Origin of the sequence: Mesorhizobium sp. M0518, assembly GCF_040321125.1 — a bacterium.
In the GTDB taxonomy this organism is placed as follows: Bacteria; Pseudomonadota; Alphaproteobacteria; order Rhizobiales; family Rhizobiaceae; genus Mesorhizobium.
Genome location: NZ_JAMYQY010000003.1, coordinates 123,233 through 146,924, shown reverse-complemented (window position 1 = coordinate 146,924; position 23,692 = coordinate 123,233). Strand labels below are relative to the sequence as shown.

General features: G+C 64.1%; 23 protein-coding genes. 12 read left to right on the top strand and 11 right to left on the bottom strand.

Going from position 1 to position 23,692, the window contains the following annotated elements:
• The first annotated feature begins 13 nt into the window (after positions 1-13).
• From araD1 to NKI66_RS05620, 5 genes are all read left to right on the top strand, one after another.
• Positions 14-1,012, top strand: a complete 999-nt coding sequence (gene araD1, locus NKI66_RS05640; RefSeq protein ID WP_352609329.1) for an AraD1 family protein — start codon at positions 14-16, stop codon at positions 1,010-1,012.
• A 52-nt stretch (positions 1,013-1,064) separates the two neighbouring features.
• On the top strand, positions 1,065-2,090 hold the full coding sequence (locus NKI66_RS05635) for an ABC transporter substrate-binding protein (RefSeq protein ID WP_352751178.1): 1,026 nt from the start codon (positions 1,065-1,067) through the stop codon (positions 2,088-2,090).
• Between the two features lie 75 nt (positions 2,091-2,165).
• Positions 2,166-3,269 (top strand): ABC transporter ATP-binding protein, encoded by a 1,104-nt coding sequence (locus NKI66_RS05630; protein ID WP_352751176.1) that lies wholly within the window; start codon positions 2,166-2,168, stop codon positions 3,267-3,269.
• Complete coding sequence (locus NKI66_RS05625) at positions 3,266-4,138, top strand: ABC transporter permease (protein ID WP_352609326.1); 873 nt, start codon at positions 3,266-3,268, stop codon at positions 4,136-4,138. Before NKI66_RS05630 ends, NKI66_RS05625 begins: the two co-directional genes overlap by 4 nt.
• A complete protein-coding gene (locus NKI66_RS05620; RefSeq protein ID WP_128302376.1) occupies positions 4,135-4,935 on the top strand; it encodes an ABC transporter permease in 801 nt (266 codons plus the stop codon). The genes NKI66_RS05625 and NKI66_RS05620 overlap by 4 nt, the downstream gene beginning before the upstream one ends.
• 15 nt (positions 4,936-4,950) lie before the next feature.
• Here the strand turns inward: NKI66_RS05620 and NKI66_RS05615 are convergent, their stop codons facing one another.
• The 7 genes from NKI66_RS05615 to NKI66_RS05585 form a co-directional block, all read right to left on the bottom strand.
• A complete protein-coding gene (locus NKI66_RS05615; protein WP_352751173.1) occupies positions 4,951-6,354 on the bottom strand; it encodes an FAD-binding oxidoreductase in 1,404 nt (467 codons plus the stop codon).
• Between the two features lie 145 nt (positions 6,355-6,499).
• Positions 6,500-7,759, bottom strand: coding sequence for an ABC transporter substrate-binding protein (locus tag NKI66_RS05610; protein WP_127327037.1), 1,260 nt, complete (start codon positions 7,757-7,759; stop codon positions 6,500-6,502).
• Positions 7,760-7,807: 48 nt separating this feature from the next.
• Positions 7,808-8,236, bottom strand: coding sequence for a DUF4440 domain-containing protein (locus NKI66_RS05605; protein WP_023808818.1), 429 nt, complete (start codon positions 8,234-8,236; stop codon positions 7,808-7,810).
• The gene (locus NKI66_RS05600; RefSeq protein WP_352751170.1) at positions 8,233-9,288 is read right to left on the bottom strand and encodes an aldo/keto reductase; all 1,056 of its coding nucleotides are present in this window, start codon (positions 9,286-9,288) and stop codon (positions 8,233-8,235) included. The genes NKI66_RS05605 and NKI66_RS05600 overlap by 4 nt, the downstream gene beginning before the upstream one ends.
• Entirely contained in the window at positions 9,285-9,638 is a 354-nt protein-coding gene (locus tag NKI66_RS05595) for a TIGR04076 family protein (protein WP_352673979.1), read from the bottom strand. The genes NKI66_RS05600 and NKI66_RS05595 overlap by 4 nt, the downstream gene beginning before the upstream one ends.
• A gap of 1 nt (position 9,639) precedes the next feature.
• A complete protein-coding gene (locus NKI66_RS05590; protein WP_352673978.1) occupies positions 9,640-10,122 on the bottom strand; it encodes a DUF3830 family protein in 483 nt (160 codons plus the stop codon).
• A complete protein-coding gene (locus NKI66_RS05585; protein WP_352751168.1) occupies positions 10,119-10,853 on the bottom strand; it encodes a GntR family transcriptional regulator in 735 nt (244 codons plus the stop codon). Before NKI66_RS05585 ends, NKI66_RS05590 begins: the two co-directional genes overlap by 4 nt.
• 126 nt (positions 10,854-10,979) lie before the next feature.
• Here NKI66_RS05585 and NKI66_RS05580 point away from each other — a divergent pair, with 126 nt between their 5' ends.
• The 5 genes from NKI66_RS05580 to NKI66_RS05560 are packed head-to-tail and all read left to right on the top strand — an operon-like array spanning position 10,980 to position 15,709.
• The gene (locus tag NKI66_RS05580) at positions 10,980-11,777 is read left to right on the top strand and encodes an ABC transporter ATP-binding protein (protein WP_352751166.1); all 798 of its coding nucleotides are present in this window, start codon (positions 10,980-10,982) and stop codon (positions 11,775-11,777) included.
• Positions 11,774-12,523, top strand: a complete 750-nt coding sequence (locus NKI66_RS05575) for a branched-chain amino acid ABC transporter ATP-binding protein (RefSeq protein WP_352751165.1) — start codon at positions 11,774-11,776, stop codon at positions 12,521-12,523. The genes NKI66_RS05580 and NKI66_RS05575 overlap by 4 nt, the downstream gene beginning before the upstream one ends.
• On the top strand, positions 12,520-13,428 hold the full coding sequence (locus tag NKI66_RS05570) for a branched-chain amino acid ABC transporter permease (protein ID WP_352751163.1): 909 nt from the start codon (positions 12,520-12,522) through the stop codon (positions 13,426-13,428). Before NKI66_RS05575 ends, NKI66_RS05570 begins: the two co-directional genes overlap by 4 nt.
• Entirely contained in the window at positions 13,425-14,408 is a 984-nt protein-coding gene (locus NKI66_RS05565; protein ID WP_023808826.1) for a branched-chain amino acid ABC transporter permease, read from the top strand. Before NKI66_RS05570 ends, NKI66_RS05565 begins: the two co-directional genes overlap by 4 nt.
• Complete coding sequence (locus tag NKI66_RS05560; RefSeq protein WP_023808827.1) at positions 14,405-15,709, top strand: NAD(P)/FAD-dependent oxidoreductase; 1,305 nt, start codon at positions 14,405-14,407, stop codon at positions 15,707-15,709. The genes NKI66_RS05565 and NKI66_RS05560 overlap by 4 nt, the downstream gene beginning before the upstream one ends.
• Before the next feature lie 8 nt (positions 15,710-15,717).
• Here NKI66_RS05560 and NKI66_RS05555 read toward each other — a convergent pair whose 3' ends face one another.
• Genes NKI66_RS05555 through NKI66_RS05540 form a run of 4 tightly spaced genes read right to left on the bottom strand, consistent with a single transcriptional unit; the run spans position 15,718 to position 20,049 of the window.
• The gene (locus tag NKI66_RS05555; RefSeq protein ID WP_023808828.1) at positions 15,718-16,374 is read right to left on the bottom strand and encodes a GntR family transcriptional regulator; all 657 of its coding nucleotides are present in this window, start codon (positions 16,372-16,374) and stop codon (positions 15,718-15,720) included.
• Between the two features lie 13 nt (positions 16,375-16,387).
• Entirely contained in the window at positions 16,388-17,698 is a 1,311-nt protein-coding gene (locus NKI66_RS05550; RefSeq protein WP_031212279.1) for an aspartate aminotransferase family protein, read from the bottom strand.
• Positions 17,699-18,757, bottom strand: a complete 1,059-nt coding sequence (locus NKI66_RS05545; RefSeq protein WP_023808830.1) for a phosphotransferase — start codon at positions 18,755-18,757, stop codon at positions 17,699-17,701.
• Positions 18,754-20,049 carry an ArgE/DapE family deacylase gene (locus NKI66_RS05540; RefSeq protein ID WP_164892806.1) on the bottom strand — a complete coding sequence of 432 codons (1,296 nt, stop codon included), beginning with the start codon at positions 20,047-20,049 and terminating at the stop codon, positions 18,754-18,756. Before NKI66_RS05540 ends, NKI66_RS05545 begins: the two co-directional genes overlap by 4 nt.
• A gap of 168 nt (positions 20,050-20,217) precedes the next feature.
• Here NKI66_RS05540 and NKI66_RS05535 point away from each other — a divergent pair, with 168 nt between their 5' ends.
• Together NKI66_RS05535 and NKI66_RS05530 are read left to right on the top strand one after the other, a co-directional pair.
• On the top strand, positions 20,218-20,919 hold the full coding sequence (locus NKI66_RS05535) for a GNAT family N-acetyltransferase (RefSeq protein WP_245273050.1): 702 nt from the start codon (positions 20,218-20,220) through the stop codon (positions 20,917-20,919).
• Positions 20,916-23,642 (top strand): winged helix-turn-helix domain-containing protein, encoded by a 2,727-nt coding sequence (locus NKI66_RS05530; protein WP_352628492.1) that lies wholly within the window; start codon positions 20,916-20,918, stop codon positions 23,640-23,642. The genes NKI66_RS05535 and NKI66_RS05530 overlap by 4 nt, the downstream gene beginning before the upstream one ends.
• Positions 23,643-23,692 lie beyond the last annotated feature (50 nt).

Genomic DNA, 23,692 nt, shown 5'->3' with positions numbered 1-23,692 from the left:
AAGGTTAGTATTCATGCGTCTTGTTCAGTTCAGAATGGCCGACGGCAGCAGAGGGGTTGGCCGTGTCTCGGATGACGGCAATCATCTGCACCCGCTCGAAAAGACCGGCAGCGTGCTGGAGCTGGCCGAAGCGGCAATTGCCCAGGGCACGTCGATCGCAGCGCTGGTCGAGAAGCAGACGGGCACAGCGAAAATCGACTACGACCAACTGTTACGCGATGGCCAGGTGCTCGCTCCGGTCGACCATCCGGAACCGGCGCGCTTCCTGGTCACCGGGACCGGCCTGACCCACACGGGAAGCGCCGCCGCGCGCAACCAGATGCATGTTCTGACCCATGGCGAAGGTACCGAGGAATCGGATTCGCTGAAGATTTTCCGTATGGGCCTGGAAGGCGGCAAGCCTGCCGCCGGGCAGATCGGCATCCAGCCCGAATGGTTCTTCAAGGGCGTCGGCACCTGTGTCGTGCCGCCCGGCGCGCCGCTACCGATGCCGGCCTTCGCGCGCGCCGGCGCCGAAGAGGCCGAGATCGTCGGCCTCTATCTCAACGGTCCGGACGGCCGCCCCTATCGGATCGGCTATGCGCTCGGCAACGAATATTCCGACCATGTGACGGAGGGCGAGAACTACCTCTACCTCGCCCACTCCAAGCTTCGCTCCTGCTCCATCGGACCCGAGCTGCTGATCGGTGACCTGCCCGAAGAAGTGCGCGGCCATTCGCGCATCCTGCGCGACGGCACTGTCATCTGGGAGCAGGAGTTCCTGTCGGGCGAAGCGCACATGTCGCACTCGATCGCCAATCTCGAACACTTCCATTTCCGCTACCCGATGCACCGCAGGGCGGGCGACCTGCATGCCTATTTCTTCGGCGCGGCGGTGATGAGCTACGCCTCCGGCGTCAAGACGGCTTCCGGCGACGAGTATGAAATCCAGGCACAGACATTCGGCAAGCCACTGCGCAACCGGATGGTGTCGGTGCCGGACGAGGGACTTGTCGCTGTTACCCAGCTGTGACGGCGCAGGCCCGAAAATTACGGTCCACCAGAACGACAATGGGAGATTAAAAATGGGACTGAAGAAAGCGTTTCTAAGACTAGCGACAATCGGGCTCGGCATCGGCCTGATGACATCGGCGGCGCTCGCCGCGAACCTGCGGGTACTGGCCTGGGACGGCTACGCCGATGCCGACTGGGTCAAGGACTTCACCGCCGCGACCGGCATCGGCGTCGATGTCGTCTTCATCGGCAGCGACGACGAGATCTGGGCCAAGATCAAGGGAAGCGAAGGCCAGGACTTCGACGTCTTCGCCGTCAACACCGCCCAGTTGCAGCGCTACATCAAGGCCGACCTGGTGTCGCCGATCGACGTCACGAAGCTCGCCAACCAGAAAGAAGTGCTGCCGCGCTTCCGCGACCTGACGGCGGTCAGCGGCGTGACCAAGGACGGCAAGGTCTACGGCATTCCGTTCTGCTTCGACTCCATCGGCCTGATCTACGACACGGACAAGGTCAAGCCGGCGCCGACCTCGATGTCGGTTCTGTGGGACCCGGCCTACAAGGGCAAGGTTCTGGCCTATGACAATGGCGAGCACAATTTCTCGTTCACCGCACTGACGCTCGGCTACAAGGATCCGTTCAACCTCAACGAAGAGCAGATGGCGGCGGTCAAGGCCAAGCTGGTCGAACTCAAGCGCAACGTGCTGAGCTTCTACACCACCGCCGACGAGGCGCAGCAGATCTACCAGAACAATGACGTGGCCCTGATCTGGGCCAATTACGGCCAGCAGCAGGTCAAGGCGCTGCAGAAGATCGGCGCCCATGTCGCCTACGTCAACCCAAGCGAGGGCGCGCTCGCCTGGCTCGACAACTGGGTCATTTCCAAGGGTGTCCGTGACAATGCGGCAGCCGAGAAATGGATCGACTTCATGCTGAGCAAGAAGGTCGGCGGCGAGCTTTCCGAGCGCACCGGCTTCGGCAACACAGTGACGGAAACCGGCAGCGCCGGTGGCAATGACACGCTGGTCTGGCTCAACAATGTCGAGGACCCGCTCAAGCGGTCGGACATGTGGAACGAGGTCAAGGCGACGCCCTGATCTTTCCGCACCATGCCTTCGAAGGACCAGGCGGTCCGGAATTCCGGACCGCCGAAGCGTATGCGAGAGTATTTCATGAACCAGAACACCGACCTCTTGACGCTGCGGTCCGTCTCGAAATCCTACGGCACGGTTCCCGTGCTGCACGACATCGACCTGTCGATCCGGGACGGTGAGTTCCTCACCGTTCTTGGACCATCCGGCTCCGGCAAGACCACGGTGCTGCGGCTGATCGGCGGGCTGGAGCCGCTGACGTCGGGCGAGATCCACCTTGATGGGCAAGACATCAGCCGCATGCCGATCAACCGGCGGCCGTTCAATACCGTGTTCCAGGACTATGCGCTGTTCCCGCACCTGACCGTTTCCGGCAATGTCGGCTACGGGCTTTCGGTTCGCCATATCCAGCGCAAGGAAATCGCGCGCCGTGTCGCGGAGGCGCTGGAGTTAGTCCAGCTTGGGCGTTTCGCCGACCGCTTTCCCGCGCAGCTCTCCGGCGGCCAACGCCAGCGCGTCGCGCTTGCCCGTGCGCTGATCTGCCAGCCACGCCTGATCCTGCTCGACGAGCCGCTGGCGGCGCTCGACCTCGAACTGCGCCGGCAGATGCAGGTGTTCCTGAAGTCCATCCAGCGCGAAATCAAGACCACCTTCCTGTTCGTCACCCATGACCAGGAAGAAGCCATCGGCATGGCCGATCGGATCTGCGTCATGGAGGCCGGCCATATCCGCCAGCACGGCACGCCGCACGACCTTTACTACAGGCCGAATTGCGAGTTCGTCGCGCGCTTCTTCGGCGAGAACAATCTGATGTCCGGAAAACTTGGGCCGGTGCAGGGCGAGCTGCGATCGATCGAGACGGCGCTCGGCCGCCTGGTCTGCTCGATCAGTGACCAGCCGCATTTGAAGGCCGCAGCAGATGGCGCCAGCGCCTACGCTGCGTTCCGTCCCGAGGCCTTGCATCTTGCAGACGCAAAGGACACCGACAACCGTTTTTCCGGCACGATCTCCGACATGGCCTTTGCCGGCTCATCGAGCGTCGCCACCATCGCGGCAGGCCCAGACAATGCTGCGCAACGCTTGCGGCTGCGCGTGCCGAGCCGCATCGACGGCAGCGCGCTCAAATCCGGCGAGGCTGTATCGCTTTCGTTTGCGCCGCATGAAGGCCATCTGGTGCTGGCATGAGCGAAGCCGGCTCGACACTCACTGCGGAAAGACGACTGTCGCTGCTGGTCACGGTGCTGGCGTTTGCCTTGCCGGTTGTCTTCGTCCTGGTGCCGCTGGCGATCTTCCTCGGCTACAGCTTCTTCAGTGTCGACCAGGGCACCATCGTCTACGGGTTGTCCCTGGGCAACTATATCAGGTTCTTCACCGATCCGGTCTTTCTGCCGGTGTTCTGGAACACCATCGTGCTGTGCGTGTCGGTGGCCATCATCTGCATCCTACTTGCCTATCCCGCCGCCTACTTCCTGACGACGCTGAAAGGCCGTTGGCGCTATGCCTTGCTGATGCTGCTGCTGGTGCCGCTGCTGATGAGCTACGTCATCAAGATCTATGCGATCCGCAGCATCCTCGGCCTCAACGGCTTCCTCAACAAGGCGCTGGTGGCGCTCGGCATCCTGCAGGAACCGTCGACGCTTTTCGTGTTCAACATGAACGCCATCCTGCTGACGCTGACGCTACTTTTGATTCCCTTCGCCATCCTGCCGATCTTCCTGTCGCTGGAGCGGATTCCGCAGGTGCTGCTGCGTGCCTCGGACGATCTGGGGGCCAGCAGCTTGCAGACCTTCCTGCGCATCACCTTGCCGCTCAGCCTGCCCGGCGTCGCTTCGGCGGCGAGCTTCGTCTTCGTGCTGGCGATCGGCGATTTCCTGACGCCGCAAATGGTCGGCGGCATCAGCGGCTTCACCTTCGGCCGCATCCTCTACAGCCAGTTCGGCACGGCCTATAACTGGCCGTTCGGCGCGGCGCTGTCGGTGGCGCTGGCCGTCGTGGTGATCGCCGCAATCCTCGTCGGCGAACGCTTTGGCCGCAACCGGGGGACTTCGGTATGAGCGCCCTGCCCCGACTGTCCACGATCTTTCTGGCCGCGATCACGACACTGGTTGCGGTGCTGCTCTACAGCCCGCTGTTCGTGCCGATCGTGTCGTCGTTCTTCACCATTTCGCATGGCTCCGTCGACTGGTCGGCGCCGACCCTGTCGACCTATGTGGCGCTGGCTGAAAACCACGACATACTGGTCGCCTTGCGCACCACGCTGATCGTCGGCGTCTGCACCGTCATCCTGTCGGTGGTCAGCGGAACGCTGCTGGCGCTCTATTATCATGGGCGCCGCTCCGGACGCTCGCTGCTGCAGTTCATCATCTTCCTGCCGTTCCTGATGCCTCCGATCATCAGCGGCCTGGCGCTGCTGATCTTCTTTCGCGAAATCGGTCTCGAACGCTCGCTGCTGACGGTCGTCATCGGCCATACGGTTTTCGTGCTGGCGATCGTCTACCGCACGGTGCTGATGCGGCTGCAGTCGATGAGCCGCACGCTGGTCGAAGCGTCCTACGATCTCGGTGCCACGGGCTGGCAGACCTTTTGGCGCATCATCCTGCCGAACCTGTCGAGCGCCATGGTCGGCGGCGCCATCCTGGCCTTCGCCCTGTCGTTCGACGAGACCATGATCACCATCCTGGTCACCGGCACGCAAAGCACGCTGCCGGTCAGGTTGTGGGCGATGATGCGGCTTGGCTTCTCACCCGACATCAATGCGCTGGTGGCGCTGATCCTGATGTTCACCGTGCTGCTCTGCGTGCTTGCCGCCCGCTTTCTCATCCCCAGACAGCTCGCAACGGAACGGACTTGAGATAGCGGGCAATCGTCATCGGGAGAAGGCGGTCGGGTTGAGGTCGAAGACCCGTCCCCGATTGAGGATGTTTCTGGGGTCAAGGGCTGTCTTCAGCCGCCGCATCGTGGCGATCTCGGCGTCGCTGCGGACCAGATGCAGCCACTTCTTCTTGTCGAGGCCGATGCCGTGTTCGGCCGAAACGCCGCCGCCGGCCGCCGCCACGCCGCGATAGACGATGTCATATGCCGCCGCCGCATCGACCGTGCGGACCTGGTAATGCAGATTGCCGTCGCCGAGATGGCCGAAGAAATAGATGTCGGCGCCGGGATCGACGGCGTGGATGGCTGCGTCCGCCTCTTGCAGGAACGCTCCCATGCGGGCCAACGGGATGCTGATGTCGACGCCGATCAAACCCTTGATCGAAAACAGGACGCGATTGGCGTCCTCCCGCACGTCCCACAGAGCGCGAAACTCGCGCGGCGATTGCGAGACCACCACATCGTCGATGACACCGTCTTCGACCGCCTGCATCAACACCTCGGCGAAGCGCTCGCCGTCGCGTTCCGGCTGACTGCCCTGGATCTCGGCCAGCACATAGACGGGCGAGCCTGCCGGCAGCGGCGCCGGCATAGCCATGCTGGCGACCATGAGGTCATAGAGCGGTGCGAAGTTGACCTCATAGGCGGACAGGAGCGGGCCGAGCTTTTGCCGCAGCAGCCCAAGCAGGGCGATTGCCGCATCGAGCGAAGAGAGCGCGCAGAAAGCGTTCACCTCGGACGCCGGCTTGGGATGCAGCCTGAGCGCGGCGCGGGTGACCACGCCGAGCGTTCCTTCCGTGCCGATAAAGAGCTGACTGAGGTCGTAGCCGGAATTGTCCTTGGGCAAGCCCTTGAGCGAGGTCATCACGCTGCCATCGGCAAGCACGGCTTCCAGTCCCAGAACCTGAGCGCGGTACATGCCGTAACGCAGCACGCGGATGCCGCCGGCATTGGTGGCGATGTTGCCGCCGACCGTCGCGGAGCCGCGTGCGCCGATATCGACGCCGAACATCAGCCCGGCGCTGTCGGCCGCCTCCTGCACCGCCTGCAGCGTCGCGCCCGCTTCGGCGACGATGCTAGCAGCCTGGCGATCCGGAACGGCGAGGTCGGTCATGCGCTCCAACGACAGCACCACCTCGCCCGGCTGCACACGGGCGGCGCCTGCCAGGCTGGTGCGTCCTCCCTGGACGACAACCGGCTGGCTGAGATCGTTGCAAACCGCCAGCGCTGCCGCGACACCTTGTGTGTCGCGCGGGCGCAGCACCGCTTCGGGAAGCGCCCCCAGCTTGCCGTCGGGATCGTCACGATAGCGCTGATCCACCTCCGGACCGGCGAGCACGCCGCCCGCGCCCAGCCGGTCGCCGAGCGCAGAGAGGAGCTGTTGGATTTCAGGCGACATCGGCCGATCCTATCCATGATCGCCTGCCGGTCAAACGCTCGTCCACGCAAAGCGACGTCGTCCGTGCCCGTGGTAATGCAAAACAGGACAATCGTCCGGTATCGACCACGATGGGATCGTGATCGATACCGGAGAATAGGTAGTCTTACTGAAGTTTCGCTTGCAGGGCGTTGACGTCGTCGGTGGTCATTTCACCGTCGGTCGCCACCTTGCCATCGACGATCTTCCACAGCCGGAACGGGCCGGTGATGTCGCCATATTTGTCGAAGGCGACAGGGCCGATGACGCCTTCATAGCGGATCGGCTTGCCGTCCTTGATCAGGCCAAGCGCCTTGGCGAACTCTTCCTTGCCGGCAAAGATCGGCGTGCCGGCCGGATCGACCGCCTTGTACATCGCGTCCTTGATCTTGGCCGGATCCTCCGAACCGGCAATGGCGATGGCGAGGCCAACAATCGCGCCGGCGTCATAGGAGCGGTCGGCTGCCGGATTGGTCGGTTCGATGCCGGAGAATTCCTTGTAGTTCTTGGTGAAATACTCCGTCGAGGCCGTCGGGCTGGTGCCGGACGACGTGCCGTAGGCTTCCTTCAGATAATCGGCGCCGACGGATTCGATGAAATCAGGGCTGTTCATGCCGTCATTGAGGAGGAATTTCTGCACGCCGCCCTGCGAGATCCAGGTACGGGCGACCGTTGCACCGTCGACCGGCGTGCTGACGAGATAGAGCCCGTCCGGTTCGCCGGCCATCGCCGCCGTGACTTCGGAGGCATAGCTCGACTGCTTCTCGTTATAGGGCGTGTCGGAGACGATGGTGCCGCCGAGCGCTTTATAGGCACGCGAGAATTCGGCCACCATGTTGACGCCGAAATCGTTGTTGACGTGGATGATCGACAGTTTCTTGAAACCCTTGTCGACGGCGTATTTGGCGGCGGCGACGCCCTGCAGCGCATCCGAGGTGATGGTGCGGAAGAAGATGCCGTTGGTCTTGCCGTCGCGGCCGAGCGCGGTCAGCGTCGGCGAGGACGAAGCCGGCGAGACCTGGACGATCTTGGCTGGCGCGGTGACGGAGGTCAGGATCGGGATCGACACAGACGAGATGATGCCGCCGATGATGACCGGCACCTTCTTGACCTGAACCAGCTGGGTGGCTGCGTCGACCGCTATGTTGCCCTGGCTCTGGCTGTCGCGCGTATCGGTGACGAGATCGCAGCCGCGCACACCGCCGGCTCCGTTGATGTCGCGGAAGGCCATCTCGACCGACTTGGCCCCGGCCTGACCGTATTCGCCGGCCGGGCCGGTCAGTTCCATGACGAGGCCGACGGTGATCTTGCAATCGGCTGCCTGCGCGGCACCCGCCATCGTGACGAGGGCGAGCGCGGTGGTGAGTTGGAGTATCGTCTTTGTCATTGTTGTTCCCCTTTCGTTACTCGACTGTATTTGAATTCTGGAGCCTGTTCAGCGTTCCGGCACCTGCAGCCAGGTCTCATGCAGATGTCGCCATTCGACGCCGTTGGGCGCCGATGAACTGGTGGTGAAGACGGCGCTCGACTGGCGGCGGCTGTGCTTGCCTGCGCGCAGCTGCGCTTCGACATAAAGGACGACGATGGTATCGGCGTCCTGCCAGCCGGGCCGGATGTCCTCGATCGAAATGGCAAAACCGTCGTCGCAAGAGGCGCGGCTTGAGCGGACATGGTCGACGACCGCTTCGCGATCGAGGACCTGCCCGTCCGGCGCGACCATGCTGAGGTCTTTGCCCATGGCGCGTTCGAAGCGGCCGAAGTCCACCGTATTGGCGCGTGCGGCGACGAACCAGTCGACGAAGAAGCGATGCAGGTCGATGATTTCGGCGCTGGCGCGTGAAAACAGGGAGGGTTCGCCGCTCATTTCTTCCCCGCATTGAGGTTGTAATGCATGATCGAGCCATGGCGGCCATGGCGGTCGCGCTCCAGCGTGTAGACATCGCCTTCGAGGCCGGTGCCTTGCGCGATGACGGCAGCAATCCGCGCCCGGTCCTCGGCGTCGAGTGCAACGTCCATTATTTTCGCATTGGCCAGCGCATGCGCCTGATTGCGGGCGCCGACGATGACGGCCGCCACTTGCGGCTGTTCGAGCACCCAGGCGCTGGCGATGGTGGCGATGTCGACGCCATGACGGTCGCCAACCGCCTTCAGCGCCTGAAGCAGGTGCTGGAACAGATCCCAGCCGCCGAAATCATCGATGATCAGCTTGTATTTGACCAGCGAGCGGTTTTCGAGCGGCGTGGCGGGTTCGGCCGCACCGAGCCATTTGTCGCTGAGGAAGCCGCCGGCAACCGAGCCGTAACAGAGGAAGCTGACGCCGTTCTGTTTTGCGAGTGCCGCCAAGCTGTTGCCCGGCCGCTGGTCGAGCACGGAATATTGCAGCTGTTGACTGACAAGCGGGATGCCGGCGGCGAGGATTTCGGTGAGCCGCGGCGTATCGAAATTGGTGGTGCCGAGATTGCGCACCTTGCCTTCCAGCCTAAGCTCGTTGAGCCAGCCCATCGCATCGACATAGCGCGGCTGGTCATAATCCCACCAATGGAACTGCACGAGATCGAGCCGCTCGGTCTTCAGCCGCCGCAGCGACTGGTCGACGATGCCCCTGATGTAGTCGCGGCTGATGCTGGCCAGCCGTTCGAGGTCGGGCACCAGCTTGGTGTGCACCTTCATCCGGGCGGCGACGTCGAGGCCGCGCTCGCTGGCCAGCCGCAGGCGCGCGGCACCGATGAGTTCCTCGACGCCGGTGTAGATGTCGGCGCAATCATAGGTCCAGATGCCGGCATCGAAAGTGGCGATCAGATCGGCCACCGCTTGGCTGCGGTCGATGGCGCCGTGGCCACCAGCCAGCTGCCAGCCGCCGCGAATGACGCGCGAGATGGTGTAGCCGGGGCCGAGTTCGAAGGTCTTGGCACTCATCTCTGGTCATCCTCCTTCGGCAGCGGCACGGCCGTCGTCTCGGCGTGGCTGAACCGTCGCTTGGCCACCCTGACAATCCGCAGCCGGCTGGCGCAATTGGGATCGGGACAAGCGATCTCGGCGTCCGAGGTCATCCAGTCGTTCCTGTCGGTAGGGCGCTGCTTGGCCGCCAGCAGCGGCAAGACGGCGGCGAGCGAATAGATCGAAAACCCCTGCCCTGCCGGCATCGAAAGCATCTCGCCCTTGAGCTCGAAATAGTCGCCGGCCCTGGCGCCGCAATAGATCGGTTTTCCCTCGGGGATGACCGCCTCGACGCGAAGATCGAAGAGTTCGAAACTGTCGTCGGTCATTTCAGGCCTCCACCAGGCTGAAGGTGACATCGCAGGCGCCGTTGCGCCGGATGACGCCGCAAGCGGCGGCGAACTGATCGCGCTCCCCGGCACGCACCTGCGCCACCACGCTGCCGGCCAGCCAGCCGATCGGGAACAACAGCCGCGCCCCCTGCCCGTAGTAGAGGCCGATGTCGAAGATCGCATTGGGATTGCCGCCCCACATGCGTGGCGGCACATAGGACAGGACGATGTCGCCCGGCTGCGGCGTCAGCGTCGCGTTCTCGGCCGGCAACGGTTTTGCATAGGCCTGGCCCTCGAGGGCGGCGGCGGGAACTGGACAGGAAATCTCAGGCCCTGTCCACATCGCATGGATACCCGGAACGACGCGTGGCGTGCCGAGATAGGCCAAGAGGAAGGCAGCGTTTTCCGGCGCCTTCTCGGACAGCAACAATGCGGTGACGGAAAGCTTCGAACGTGGCTCGGTGATCCTGATGGCGGTCATGTCTGGTCTTTCGCGGCGGCAGCTTGCAGCTTGCTACGCAGGAAGGTGAAGGGGCGGCTGATGTCGGCGACCAGCGACTCGCGCGCCGACTGCGCATCCTGCGTGGCCAGCGCAGTGACGATGCGGCGGTGATACTGTGCGGTGTCGACCTCGCCGGCTTCCGAGAAGGCGTAGATGGCGACGCGAATGCAGGGGCCCGATTGCAGCCACAGGCTCTCGATCATCGGGATCAGCACGGCCGAGCCGCAGGAGCGGTAGATCTCGAAATGAAAGCTCTGGTTGAGCGTCACTTCGCGATCGACGTCCTTCTTGTGTTTCAGCGCCCGCATCTCGTCCCATTCGCCGAGAATGGTTTCGATGGTGGCGATCTGGCGCGGGCCCATGCGGGCGGCCGCCAGCGCGATCGCCTCGCCTTCGATCAGGATGCGGGCACGCAGGAGATCGTCGAGGCGTTCCAGCGTGATCGGCGGCACGCGCACCGAACGGTTGGGCAACGCCTCCAGCGCCTTTTCCGTGATCAGCCGGCCGAGCGCCTCGCGCACCGGCATGGTCGAGGTGACCAAGGCGTCAGCCAAGCCCCGGATGGTCAGTACCTGGCTTGGCTCGAACAGGCCGCCGATCAAGGCGCGGCGCAGTTCGGAGTAGACGCGGTCCTGCACCGTTTCGCGGCCGACCGGCGCAAGTTGGGCCGCGATCGCCTCGTTGTTCTTTTCGATGGCAGCCTTTTGCATGGAATTCCGTTCTTGGCCGGTTTTCGGCTTGCGGATGAAATTAAAGCCGAATAGCGTGATCAAAGCAAGTGTGATCACAAATCATAATCAGGACACGGCAACGATCGTCTTCGGCCAGAGGGTTTGATGAGCGAGGCAACCAAACGGCAAGGGGAAACCCGCGCGCCGGTTCTGACGGCAAGGAATGTCGTCAGGCGGTTCGGCGGCCTTGTCGCGGTCAACGATGTCTCGTTTGACGTCAAAGCGGGAGAAATCCTCGGCTTGATCGGCCCCAATGGTGCCGGAAAGACGACGATGTTCGACCTGCTCGCCGGCAGCATCCTGCCGACCAGCGGCGAGATCCTACTCAACGGCACGCCTGTCTCGGGCGAAGCCGCGCATCTGCGCATCGGTCGTGGCCTTGGCCGAACTTTTCAGATCCCGCGCCCGCTGCCCAATCTGACGCTGATCGAAAACATCATGCTGGCGGCACAAGGTCAGGCCGGCGAAAAGCTGCTCGCCAATTTCGTGACGCCATGGCGCGTCGCCGCGCAGGAAAGAGCCGCCAGGACAAAGGCGCTCGAACTGCTGGAACTGGTCACCCTCACCCGCCTCGCACATGAGCCGGCGCGCGTGCTTTCCGGCGGCCAGCGCAAGCTCCTCGAACTCGCCCGCGTCATGATGGCCGACCCGGCGATCATCCTGCTCGACGAACCGGCCGCCGGAGTCAACGCGACGCTGCTCGAAGTCATCATCGAACGCATCCGCGACATCAATGCGCGCGGTATCACCTTCCTGCTGATCGAGCACAATATCGACATGGTGACGCGGCTTTGCCATCGCGTCCTCGTCATGGCGAGCGGCCAGCTGCTCAGCGAAGGCACGGCCGAACAGGTCGCTCGCGACCCGCGCGTCATCGGGGCCTATCTCGGAGGCGCGGCATGAGCGAGATCGTCCTCGATGTCCGCGACCTCGAAGCCGGCTACGAGCCCGGCGTGCCGATCGTGCGCGGCGCCTCGATCACTGTCAAAAAAGGCGAGATCGTCGTCGTGCTCGGCCCCAACGGCGCCGGCAAGTCGAGCTTCATCAAGGCCATCGCCGGCCTCGTCCCGATCACCGGCGGCACGGTGTTTCTGGACGGCAAGGACATCACTGCCGCGCCTGCCCACACCATGGTGCGGCTCGGGCTGGCTTTCGTTCCACAGACCGAAAACATCTTTCCGCTGATGTCGGTCGAGGACAATCTGAAAGTCGCTTGCGGCATCCTCGAGCGGCGCGAGATTCCTGCGCGCACCGAGGAGATGTATGCGGCCTTCCCCGACCTCGTGCGCCAGCGCCGCACCGCCGCCGGCAATTTGTCGGGCGGACAGCGGCAGATGCTGGCCGTCGCACGGGCCCTAATCGTCCATCCCAAGGTACTGGTGCTGGACGAGCCGTCAGCCGGCCTGTCGCCGAAATTCGTCTCGATGGTATTCGAGATGCTCGCAAACATCCGCAAATCCGGCGTCACCATCCTTTTGGTCGAGCAGAATGCCAAGGCTGCACTTGCCATCGGCGACCGCGCCTATGTGCTGGTCGAAGGCAAGGACCGGCACGAGGGCATCGCCTCCGAACTATGGAACGACCCGGTGGTCGCCGAACTCTATCTTGGCCAGCGCCCCCGTAAGGCCGACACAGGAGGTGCGGCATGAGCCTGCAATTTGTCGTCGACGGATTGCTGACGGGTTCGATGATCGGCCTCGGCGCCATCGGCGTGACGCTCACCTATTCGATCCTGCGCTTCTCGAACTTTGCCCATGGCGACTTCATGGCCTGGGGCACCTATGCGACGTTGGCCGTCGTCAGCGCCATCGGCGCGACATTCGGCAAGGTGGCGCCGATCGCACCGCTGTCCTTCGGCTGGCCCCTCATTGTTGCGCTCGCTATCGGCATGGCCTTCACAGCGCTCTTGGCGCTGCTGCTCGACAAGGTGCTGTTTTCGCGGCTTCGCTCGCAAGGCCAGGCGATCATCGTGGTGATGGCGAGCTTCGGCGCCTCAATGGCGCTGAGAAGCTTGCTCGAATTCACTTTCACCTCGCGGCCGACCTATTTCAGCCGAGCAATCCAGATCGCCATGCCGGTCGGCTTCGGCATCCGCATCACGCCCGACCAGATCGCGCTTTTGCTGCTGACCGCGGTGCTGGTGCTCGGCGCGCATCTGTTGATGACGCGCACGCAGACCGGCCGCTCAATGCAGGCCCTGAGCCAGAACGCGGCACTGGCCCGCATCGTCGGTATCGACGTCGCCAGCGTGGTGCGTGTTACCTGGGTCATCGGCGGGGCGCTGGCCTGCGTGGCCGGCGTGATGATCGGCATTCTGGTGCAGATCCGCCCGTTCATGGGTTTCGACATGCTGCTGCCGATGTTCGCTGCCGCCATTCTCGGCGGCATCGGCAGCATTCCTGGCGCGGTGCTCGGTGGCTTGATCATCGGGCTCGCCGAAGCCGGTGCAGTACAGCTGATCGGAGCCGAGTGGCGCGCCGCCGTCTCCTTCATCATCCTGATGGCGGTGCTGTTCGTGCGGCCTATCGGCCTATTTGGTGTGAGGGAACGCTGATGGACCTGCTCGGCTACGGCGCCTTCTTCCTGACCACCGCGCTGATCTTTTCGCTGGTCACGCTGGGGCTCAATCTGCAATGGGGGCTGACCGGCCTGTTCAATGTCGGCCTCGCCGGCTTCGTCGCCATCGGCGCCTATACATCGGCGCTGCTGACCACACCGGACGATGCCGCGCGGCTGGGCGGCTTCGGCCTGCCGATCCTTGTCGGCTGGCTCGGCGCCATGGTTGTCGGCGGCATCGCCGCGGCGCTTACCGGCATGGCGACGCTGCGGCTGAGATCCGACTATCTTGCGATCACCACCTTCGGCGTCGCCGTGGTGGTGCAACTGGTCGCGCTCAACGCGCAGAAGCTGACCGGCGGCCCGTTCGGCATCGGTTTCATCCCGCGCCCCTTCGGCAGCCTTGCCGAGACGCCGCTGCTGTTCAACCTGTCCAACCTCGCGGTCGTATCGGTGGTGACGCTGATCGCCTATCTCGCTTTGGAGCACCTGTCGCGCAGCCCATGGGGGCGGGTTTTGAAGGCGTTGCGCGAGGATGAGCGGGCGGCGATCTCGCTTGGCAAGAGCGCGCGTTTCTACCGCGTCCAGGCCTTTGCCGTCGGCGGCGCCATCATGGCGCTGGCCGGCGCGCTGCAGGCGCACTTCACCGGCTTCATCGCGCCGGACAATTATTTGCCGATCCTGACCTTCCAGGTCTGGGTGATGCTGATCGTCGGCGGCTCGGGCAGTAATCTTGGCGCCGTCATCGGCAGCATCCTGGTGTGGGCGATATGGGCCGGATCGGGCACGCTGACCAGCATCCTGTTCCCGCCGGAACAGCAGGCTCGCGCCGCCGCGCTGCAGATCGCCGCCATCGGCGTCATGCTCTGCGTCATCCTGCTGATCCGGCCGAACGGCCTGTTCGGCGACAGGCCGCGGCGGCGCCGCTTCAGCAAGCGGGCGAAGATCGCTGCGGGCGAGAGCAGTTCCGGCTCATGAATGCCGTGATCCGGCAGGAGGCACAAGGCGCTTCGCTCTGGCATGCCGTCAGCGGTAGCCGCCGCGAGCGGCCGGCGCTGCAAGGTGGGCTCAATGTCGACCTGGCCATTGTCGGCGGCGGCTTTTCCGGCCTTTCAACCGCGCTGCACGCCGCCGGGAAAGGCCTTTCCGTCGCCGTTCTCGAAGCCGAATTCATCGCCTGGGGCGCGACCGGCAGGAATGCGGGATTTGTCGTGCCGAACTTCGCCAAGATGGACCCGGCCGACATACTGGCCCATCTCGGACCGTCGCGCGGCGAAAGGCTGATCGATTTCGCCGCCGGCAGCGCCGACCTGGTCTTCCGCCTGATCCGGCAGCACGGCATCGACTGCGACGCCGTGCAGAACGGATGGATCCAGCCAGCGCATTCGCCTGCCGCCTTCGAGAAGGTCAAGTCACGTGCCGGGCAATGGGCACAGCGTGGCCGGCCGGCTGTCACATTGGATCGGCAGGATGTCGAAGCCCTGACGGGAGTGCCAGGTTATGTCGGTGGCTGGATGGATCGTTGCGGCGGCGTGCTCAATCCGGTCGCCTATGCGCGCGGGCTCGCCGATGCGGCGGAGAAGGCCGGCGCGAAGATCTTCGAGCAGACGCGCGTCACCTCGGTTGATCGCATAGCCGATGGCTGGGTGCTGAAAACGCCGGTGGGATCGGTACGCGCCGCAAAGGTGCTGATCGCCACCAACGCCTATGGCTGGTCCCTCAACCCGTCATTGCAGCGAACCTATTTCCCGCTCAAGGTTTTCCAAATCGCCACGGCGCCGCTGCCGCCCGAAATCCGCGCGCGCCTGTTACCCGGTGGGCAAGGTGTCGGCGACACCAGGCGCAATCTGTTCACATTCCGCTTCGACGCCGAAAACCGGCTGATCAGCGGCGGCATGCATATCCTTGGCGCCGGTGCGGATACGCGCGTACCGCAGACGATCTGGCGAAGGCTTGGCCGGCATCTCGGTCTGCCCGATCTCCCGCCGCTTGCCTACAGCTGGTCGGGAATGGCGGCGGTCGAACCGGATTTCCTGCCGCACCTGATCGACCTCGGTCCGGGCCTGATCGCCGGACGCGCCTGCAACGGCCGCGGCATCGCCATGACCACAGCGATGGGCAAGGTGCTGGCCGACTGGGCCGCTGGAGCCGAGGCCCGCGACCTGCCGCTGCCCTTCGCGCCACCGGCGCCTATCCCGTTCCATGCCTTGCTGCGGCATGCGCCCAACATGCTGCTCGGCTGGAGCATGCTGCGCGACCGGCTGGACGGGACGAGCTAGGCCGACGGCTACCTGGCAGCGTCAAGGTTTGCAGATAATACGGCGGCCGCCACGGCGATGTCCTCTTCTATGAAAGTCCGCACAGTGGGACCGCTGCGCCGCTCCAGCGCGGCGACGATCTTGCGATGCGCGTCGTTGGACTGCGGGATGTAGCGATCGGCCTGCATCAGCAGCTTGAGATAAGGCCCAACCCGCCCCCAGAGGTCGCGGATCATGTTGAGCAGGATCGGCGCGCCGGCATGCTGGTAGATGGCGAAGTGGAACGCCTCGTTCAACGAGAGATAGGCCCTGGCGTCGCCGGCCTCGATGGCACGCTGCATGCCGGCGAGCGTCGCCTGTATGTCAGCCAGTCCGCTTTCGCTCATCCTGGTCGCCGCCATCTCGCCCGCCAGTCCCTCGACGGCGATACGGATGCGCGTCAGTTCCTCGAAGGCGGGCGCGGACAGCAACGGCACGATGACCGAGCGGTTGTTCTGCATCTCGAGCAGTCGCTCGGCGACAAGCCGCTGCAGCGCCTCGCGGATTGGCGTCGTCGAGATGCCGAACGTTTCGGCGAGCTTGCGGATGACCAGCGTCTGCCCCGGGCTGAAGCCGCCTGAAATCAACTCCTGCTTGAGCGCGCCATAGGCGCGGTCATTCAGGGTTTGATGTTCGAGCTTCAGCATGCGTTCGGCCCGATCACCAGTTCGACAGCGCGCGATCGAGCGTCTCGGCCAGTTGCTCGGCATTGTCCCTGGCAAACGGCAGTGGCGGCCTCATCTTCAGCACATTGCCGCGCGGACCGCAGGACGAGATCAGCACGCCGTCCTCGCGCATGGCTTCGACGACCGCCGATGTCTTGGTGGCGGCCAGCGCCTCGTCACCGTCCGCCGTCAGCTCGACACCGAAATAGAGGCCGTTATGCCTGATATCGGCGACCGCGCCATGCCGGCTCTGCAGGGTGCGCAGCAGTTCACTCGTATACGCGCCGACATTGCGCGCATTCTCGATCAGCCCCTCGCCCTCGATCACCGCCAGCACGGCGAGACCGACGGCGGCAGCAACCGGATTGCCGCCGAAAGTGTTGAAATAACCGGTGTTCGAGCCGAACGAAGCGACTAGCTGCGGCCGCACGAGCACGGCGCCCATCGGGTGTCCATCGCCGATCGGCTTGCCCATCGTGACGATGTCGGGCTCGATGCCATAATTGGCGAAACCCCACATGCCTTGGCCAAGCCGGCCGAAGCCGGACTGGACCTCATCGGCGATGACGATGCCGCCGGCCTTTCTGACGTGATCCACCGCCTCGCGCATCACCGCCGCATCGGGAAAGAAGATGCCGTCGCTGGAAAAGGCCGAGTCGAGAAGGAGTGCGGCCGGCTTGATATCTTTTACGCGCATGTCCTCGATGGCGGCGGCGACATTTTTTGCGAAAACATTCGCGGCCCGGCCATGGTCGCGGAACGTGTCCGGCGCCGACACGGTGCGGTGCTGCGCGCGCACGCCCTTTGCTCCGACCGCCGCCGGCGACAGTTGCGCCGTCGCGATGGTGGCGCCGTGATAAGCGAAGTCGGTGATGATCACGCCGGTGCCGCCGCTGGAATGCTGGGCGATGCGGATGGCGAGGTCGTTGGCCTCGCTTCCGGTGCAGGTGAACATGGCGTGGCCAAGATGGGCCGGAACGGTGCCGAGCAGTTTTTCCGCGTAATCGAGGATGATCTCGCTGAGATAGCGCGTGTGGGTGTTGAGCGTGGCGGCCTGTCCGGACAGCGCCTCGACAACGCGCGGGTGGCAGTGGCCGACCGAGGCGACGTTGTTATAGGCGTCGAGGAATTTACGGCCCTGGGCATCGTAGAGCCACACACCGCTGCCGCGCACCAGATGAATAGGGTTGCGGTAGAAGGCGCGATAGGTCGGCCCAAGCAGCCTGGCGCGGCGTTCAAGCAGCGCGCGCTCCGATGCAGCCGCGTCGGCATTTGAAGGATATGGCGAGGACTGGGACACGAGCATTTACTCCGGATTGGAATGGTCGAGAAAATAGCGGCGGGCATCGGTGGATGACAGACCATCCAGCTTTTCGAGCGAGGCCCAGACCTCGGTGGCGAGGCGCAGCACATAGTCGCGCTTGGCCGGGAAGCGCTCGGCCTGCCAACTGGCGATGTTGACGATGAGCGCAAGCCGGGCACGGATCAGATCGAAGAGAATGCCGATCTCTTCCTCCTCCAGCAGCTGAACCGATTGATAGCCGGCGACGAAGCGCGCGGCCGGCGCCAACGGATGGCCTTGCGCCGGCCAGCGATAGACGGCGCCGATGGCGAGGTCGCAGATCAGCGGCGAATGGATCATGTCGCCGAAATCGAGGATGCCGCTGACGACCTCCGGCCGCGACGCGTCCATCACCACATTGTAGGAGTTCATGTCGTTGTGGACGATCTGGGCGCGCAGGGTCGGAATGATTGGCGCCGCATGCTGCTCGAAGGAGTCGATCGCGCGCTCGACCATCGCCCTCCGGCCCGGATCAGTGATGTGCACCGTCATCGGTCGTATCTTGGCGACCTTGCGGATATCCCAGAGCAGGTCGCTGCCGGCGGCCGGGTGGAAGAAACCGCGCAGCGCCCGGCCAAGGCGGGCGAGGAAGATCCCGAGATTGCGATCCTGCGCATCGGAAGTCGGCGAGCGCGACAGCAGCTGACCGGGCAGATAAGTCACCAGCCGGACGATGCGCGGTGCCGATCCACCAACACTGGCCGTAAATTGCGCTTCGCCCTCAAGGCTTTTGCGCACCGAGGGAACCGGCAAGGTGGGGTCGACTGCAAGGATGTGGTCGAGCGCCTTGTTCTGGAAGTCGGTGAAGCCGGCCTCTTCCGCCGGATGGGAAACCTTGAGGACGAACTCGCCCTCGCCGTCGGTCTGGATGTGGAAGTTATGGTCGCGTTCGCCAGGCAATGGACGCGCGGTGCCGGTCAGCCCGTAGTGCCGGCGCACGATGGCAAGCGCGTCGGTCGTCGAGACATGGGGCGCGTCCTCGGCGAGCGTTTCGCCGAAAGCATCGGGGACGGCTGCATTCATGGCTTGGCCTCAATAGGTTCGAGGCCGCACCAGTCGGCGATGAACAGCGCGATCGTCTGGGTGACCTTGCGCACCGAGTCGAGATCGACGGCCTCGTCATAGCCGTGCGGCATGCGGCAGATCGGGCCGTAGACGATCGCCGGCGTTTCAGCATAGAGGCCGAAGAAGCGCGCATCAGTGGTCGCCGAGGTGACGTGCTCCGTCAGCGGCTCGCCCCACACGGCGGTGTGGCTGCGGCGCAGCACCGCTTCCATCTCGTCGGCGCCTTCCAGCACATAGCCCTCGGCCATGAAGCCGTTGTAGGTCATCATCGGTGGGCGATTGGCCAGGAACGGATCGGCACGCGCCGCTTCGGCGATACAGGCCTCAAGCTCGGCCCTGGCGTCTTCGAGCCTCTGGCCGGGATAGGTGGCGACGCGCATCTCGAAGACACAGCGCGCCGGAACGCTCGATGTCCATTCGCCCCCTTCGATCTTGCCGAGATTGAAGCGGATCGGGTGCGGGTGATCATGGAAATGCTTGTCGTCGACCTTGCGCGCGTTCCAGACGATTTCGAGCTGCTTCAGCGCCTGGATGATGACAAATGCCTTTTCGATGGCATTGGCCCCGGCAGAAAATGCACCCGACGCATGCTGGGGATCGCCGTCGACCTCGACCCGGAACCAGATCGGCCCGACCTGCGCCCGCATCAGCCTCGGCTCCAGCGGTTCGGGAATGAAGGCGGCGTCGGCGCGGTAGCCGCGCTGCAGACAGGCAAGCGCGCCATTGCCGGTGCATTCTTCCTCGACCACCGACTGGAGATACAAGTTCGCGGCCGGCTGATAGCCAAGGCTGCGCAATGCGGCCAGCGCATAGAGGCAGGCGGACAGGCCGGCCTTCATGTCGCCGGCGCCGCGGCCATGCATCCAGCCGTCCTCGATCACCGGATCGTAGGGATCGCGCACCCAGCGGTCGAGTGGCCCTGTCGGCACGACATCGATATGGCCGTTGAGGATCAGCGAGCGGCCGGTCGCGTTTCGCGGCGTATGCGTGGCAACGACATTGAAGGCGTCGTCATAAGAAACTGCCACGGGTGAAAAACCCGGCAGGTCGCGAATCGCATCGACATCGACGCGCCACATGTCGACGGCATAGCCGTCAGCCTCAAAGGCAGCCGCCATGAACGATTGTGCGGCATGTTCCTCACCACGCTGCGAAGGAAAACGCACGAGGTCTTGCAGAAACGCTACCTGCCGCGCGAAGCCGCCATCGACCGCGCTGAGAATGGCCTCGTCCGCAATCCGCTCAGGCATTATGTTTCACTTTCATCTGAATGGTGTATCATATCTCATATGCCATTTCTGTGAAATGCAAGAGGCATACGCGCCAAACTTTCAGTCCAGGACTTGCCGTTCAATGCTGCCATGGTCTGGGGAGTTGGCATCGGATGCAGCAAGCCGATACTGCTATCTCTGGAAGACATGACGAGGAATGCGTTGATCACCGAAGACACGATGCCGGCCGAAATCACCGATCTCGCCATTGGCTACCATCGCCTGCCGGCGGGCAAGCTTGCCAATGCGGTGACGTGGATGGAGGCGCGCTCGCCGCAGCCCGATCTCGCGCACCCCTTGGCCATGACACGGATCACGCCCCCCGACTGCGCTTCCTACCGGGCGATTTTCCTAGAGATCGGCGCGCCCTGGCTTTGGGACCGTGTTTCCGAAATGTCCGATGCCGAAATCACCGAGCATTTCGCCGACCCGCGCCAGCATCTCTACTACGGCCATGACGAGACCGGCGCGCATCTCGGTATGGTCGAATTCTTCGTCGCCGACAGCAGCGAGATCGAGATCACCTATTTTGGCCTGTTCCCGTCCCTGACCGGCAGGGGTTTCGGCAAACGGCTGATGGCCGGGGCACTGGACCTCGCATGGCGTCTCAACCCGAGCCGCATCTGGCTGCATACAAGCAGCTTCGATCATCACAGTGTCATCGGGTTCTACAGTGCCTGCGGGTTCGTCCCCTTCGCGACCGGATTTGAGATCATCGACGATCCCCGGATCAAGGGAACCTTGCCGCGCGATGCCGCACCGCAGATTCCGCTGATCGAAACGGAGTGGAGCAATGGCAAGGGAGCCGCGCTTTCCCGGAAAAGCGGCAGGTTGCACGGACCTAGATGAGAACAGCTCCGCAATCCGTCAGCCAAGCGTCGCCGCACCATCGCCGATGGGTGCGCCGCGAGACCATCCTGTCGACGCTGGAGCGCCACATCGACACGCGGATCGTGCTGTTCGCCGCGCCCGCCGGCTTCGGCAAATCGACGACAATGGCGCAATGGGCCACGGAGGTCGCGCGCCACGGTCGGCTGACCGCATGGCTATCCTGCGAGGCAACCGACAATGACGAGGGCGCCTTCCTGTCGCATCTGGTGGGCGCGCTCCGCCATCTCGTCCAGAGCCCAGCGGAACTCGACCTTGCCTTCCAGTCCAGCCCGATCCCCCAGCTCGATGTCATGCTCGCGGCACTGGTCACGGGCCTTGCAGCGCGCGAAGCTGACATCACGCTGTTCTTCGACGACTACCACGCTGTCGAGGCGACGGCGGTGAAGCGGTTCATGGAGCGCCTGACCCGGCAGGCGCCGGCAAACGTCGCCTTCGTCATCGGCTCGCGCAGCCTGCCCGATCTGCAACTCGGCAAGCTCAGGGTGCTGGGCGACATCTTCGAAATCGGCCCCGACGATCTGCGTTTCGCCTCGTCCGAGGCCGAGGCTTTCTTCAACGAGAAGCTGGGCCTGAGCGTCAGCAGCGGCACAGTGGAGACCTTGTGCTCGCGTACCGAAGGATGGGCCGCCGGCCTGCAGCTCGCCTCGCTCTCGCTGAGTGCCGCACACGCACCCGAAACCTTCATCGGCAATTTTACCGGCGCCAACCGCAACGTCGCCGACTTCCTGATGGGCGAAGTGTTTCTGGAGCTGCCGCCGGCAATCGCAAAATTCCTGCTCTACAGTTCGATCTTCGAACGCTTCAGCGCCGAAGCCTGCCGGGCGGTGATGCGCGCGGCGGATGCCGAGGCGGCGATTACCGAGATCGAGACGCGCAACCTGTTCCTGGTGCCGCTCGATGAAGAGCGACGCTGGTTCCGCTACCATCATCTGTTCCGCGATTTCCTCAGCCGCGAAATGGAACGGCGCGAACCGGAGATGATCGCGCCGCTGCATCTGGCGGCCGCCGAATGGTTCGGCGAACGCAAGATGCTGACCGAGGCGATCGGGTACGCGCTGGCCGCCGGCGACCAGGCACGCGCGGCGGTATTCGTCGAAAACAACGCGCTCGACCTCATCGCCCAGTGCCAGCTTCTCTACGTGCGCCAGCTGCTCGCGCTGCTGCCTAGGAAACTGATCGACCAGCGCATCCGGCTGCAACTGGTGGTGCTTTGGCTGGCGGTGCACAGCAGCCAACCCGAGATTGCCCAGCAGACGCTGAGCAATGCGCGCAAGCTGGTCGAGACCGGACCGACTGACAGCAATGACCCAGGCACCATGACCGGCACAACGATCGAGGCCGAACTGGTGGTTCTCGCCGCTGCCGTCCACAGCACGCTGGAGCAGTTCGATCAGGCGCGCGACACAGCACTTGCGGCCCTGCGCGTCATCTCACCCGATGCCTGGTTCATGGAAGGCGCGACCGCCAATGTCATCGGCTACAACCTCTATGCGCTGGGTGACCTCGAAGGTGCCCGCGCCGCGATCGATGCGGCGCGACGGGCGCATGAGCGAAGCGGCAGCCTGCTCGGCGTCACCATTGCCAATTGCTACATGGCCGTTGTCGAGCGTTCGGCGGGCCGCTTGCCCGCCGCCGAGCGGCTGCTGCGCAACGCCATCATCGAGGCCAGGGCGCGGATCGGTGCTAATTCCTATGCCGAGGCCTTGGCCGGAACGCTGCTAGCCGAGCTCGCCTACGAGACCAATGCGTCGGGCGAAGCGCTGACCCTGGTCGAGAATCTCGGCCCGCAGATCGAGGGCGCGGCGGTCATCGTCTATCCCCTTGCCAGCGTGCCGACCTATGCCCGTGTGCTGCAGCTGACCGGTCGCACCGAAGCCGCACTGGACATGCTGGAGCGCGTCTATCAACGCGTGCGCGGCACGGTGTATCGCCGCCTGGCATCGATGATCATGCATGACCGCGTACGTGTGCTGCTCGACCAGAACCGCAATGCCGAGGCGCGCGCGCTGCTGGCCGAGCATCGCGGCGAAGAGACCGAGACTTCGACGGTCATCACCACCGCAAACGAGTTCGAGTTCTTTGCCGAGGGCCGTTTGCTGACGGCGGAAAAATCCTATGCCAATGCAGCGGGGGTTTTCGACGCGCTTCTGGAGCGCACGAGAACCAGCGGGCGCATGCGTCGCCATATATTGGCGCTGATCCTGCGAGCCAAAGCGGCCAGCGCTGCCCACGACCAACGCGAGGCAGACCGCAATCTCCTCGATGCGTTGCGTCTCGCCCAACCTTCCGGCTTCATCCGTTCCTTCGTCGACGAGGGAAGGTCTGTCGTCGAAGGGTTGATGCGGCTGCGTGCTGCCCAGGCGAAGACCGACCCCGCGCTGTCAGCCTATGCCACGCGCATCATCGATGCAGCGCAGGCGATGCCCGTGGCGGCGCGCAAGCTGGCCGCACCAGCCGCTGAGAAGGAACAGCTCACCCAGCGCGAGGCCGAACTGCTGCGCTATCTCACTGAGGGCATGTCCAATCGCGATATCGCCTTGGCGCTGTCGGTGAGCGAAACCACGGTGAAATGGCACCTGAAGAACATTTTCGGCAAGCTTGCGGTATCCAACCGGGTGCAGGCGGTGCGCGCCGCGCAAGGGTCAGCAGGCGCCTATACCCCTCCGAAAGGAGGGGCATAGATACAGGCGCAGCCCCTCTTTCGGGTCGGGCCACATGATCGTTAGCCTGC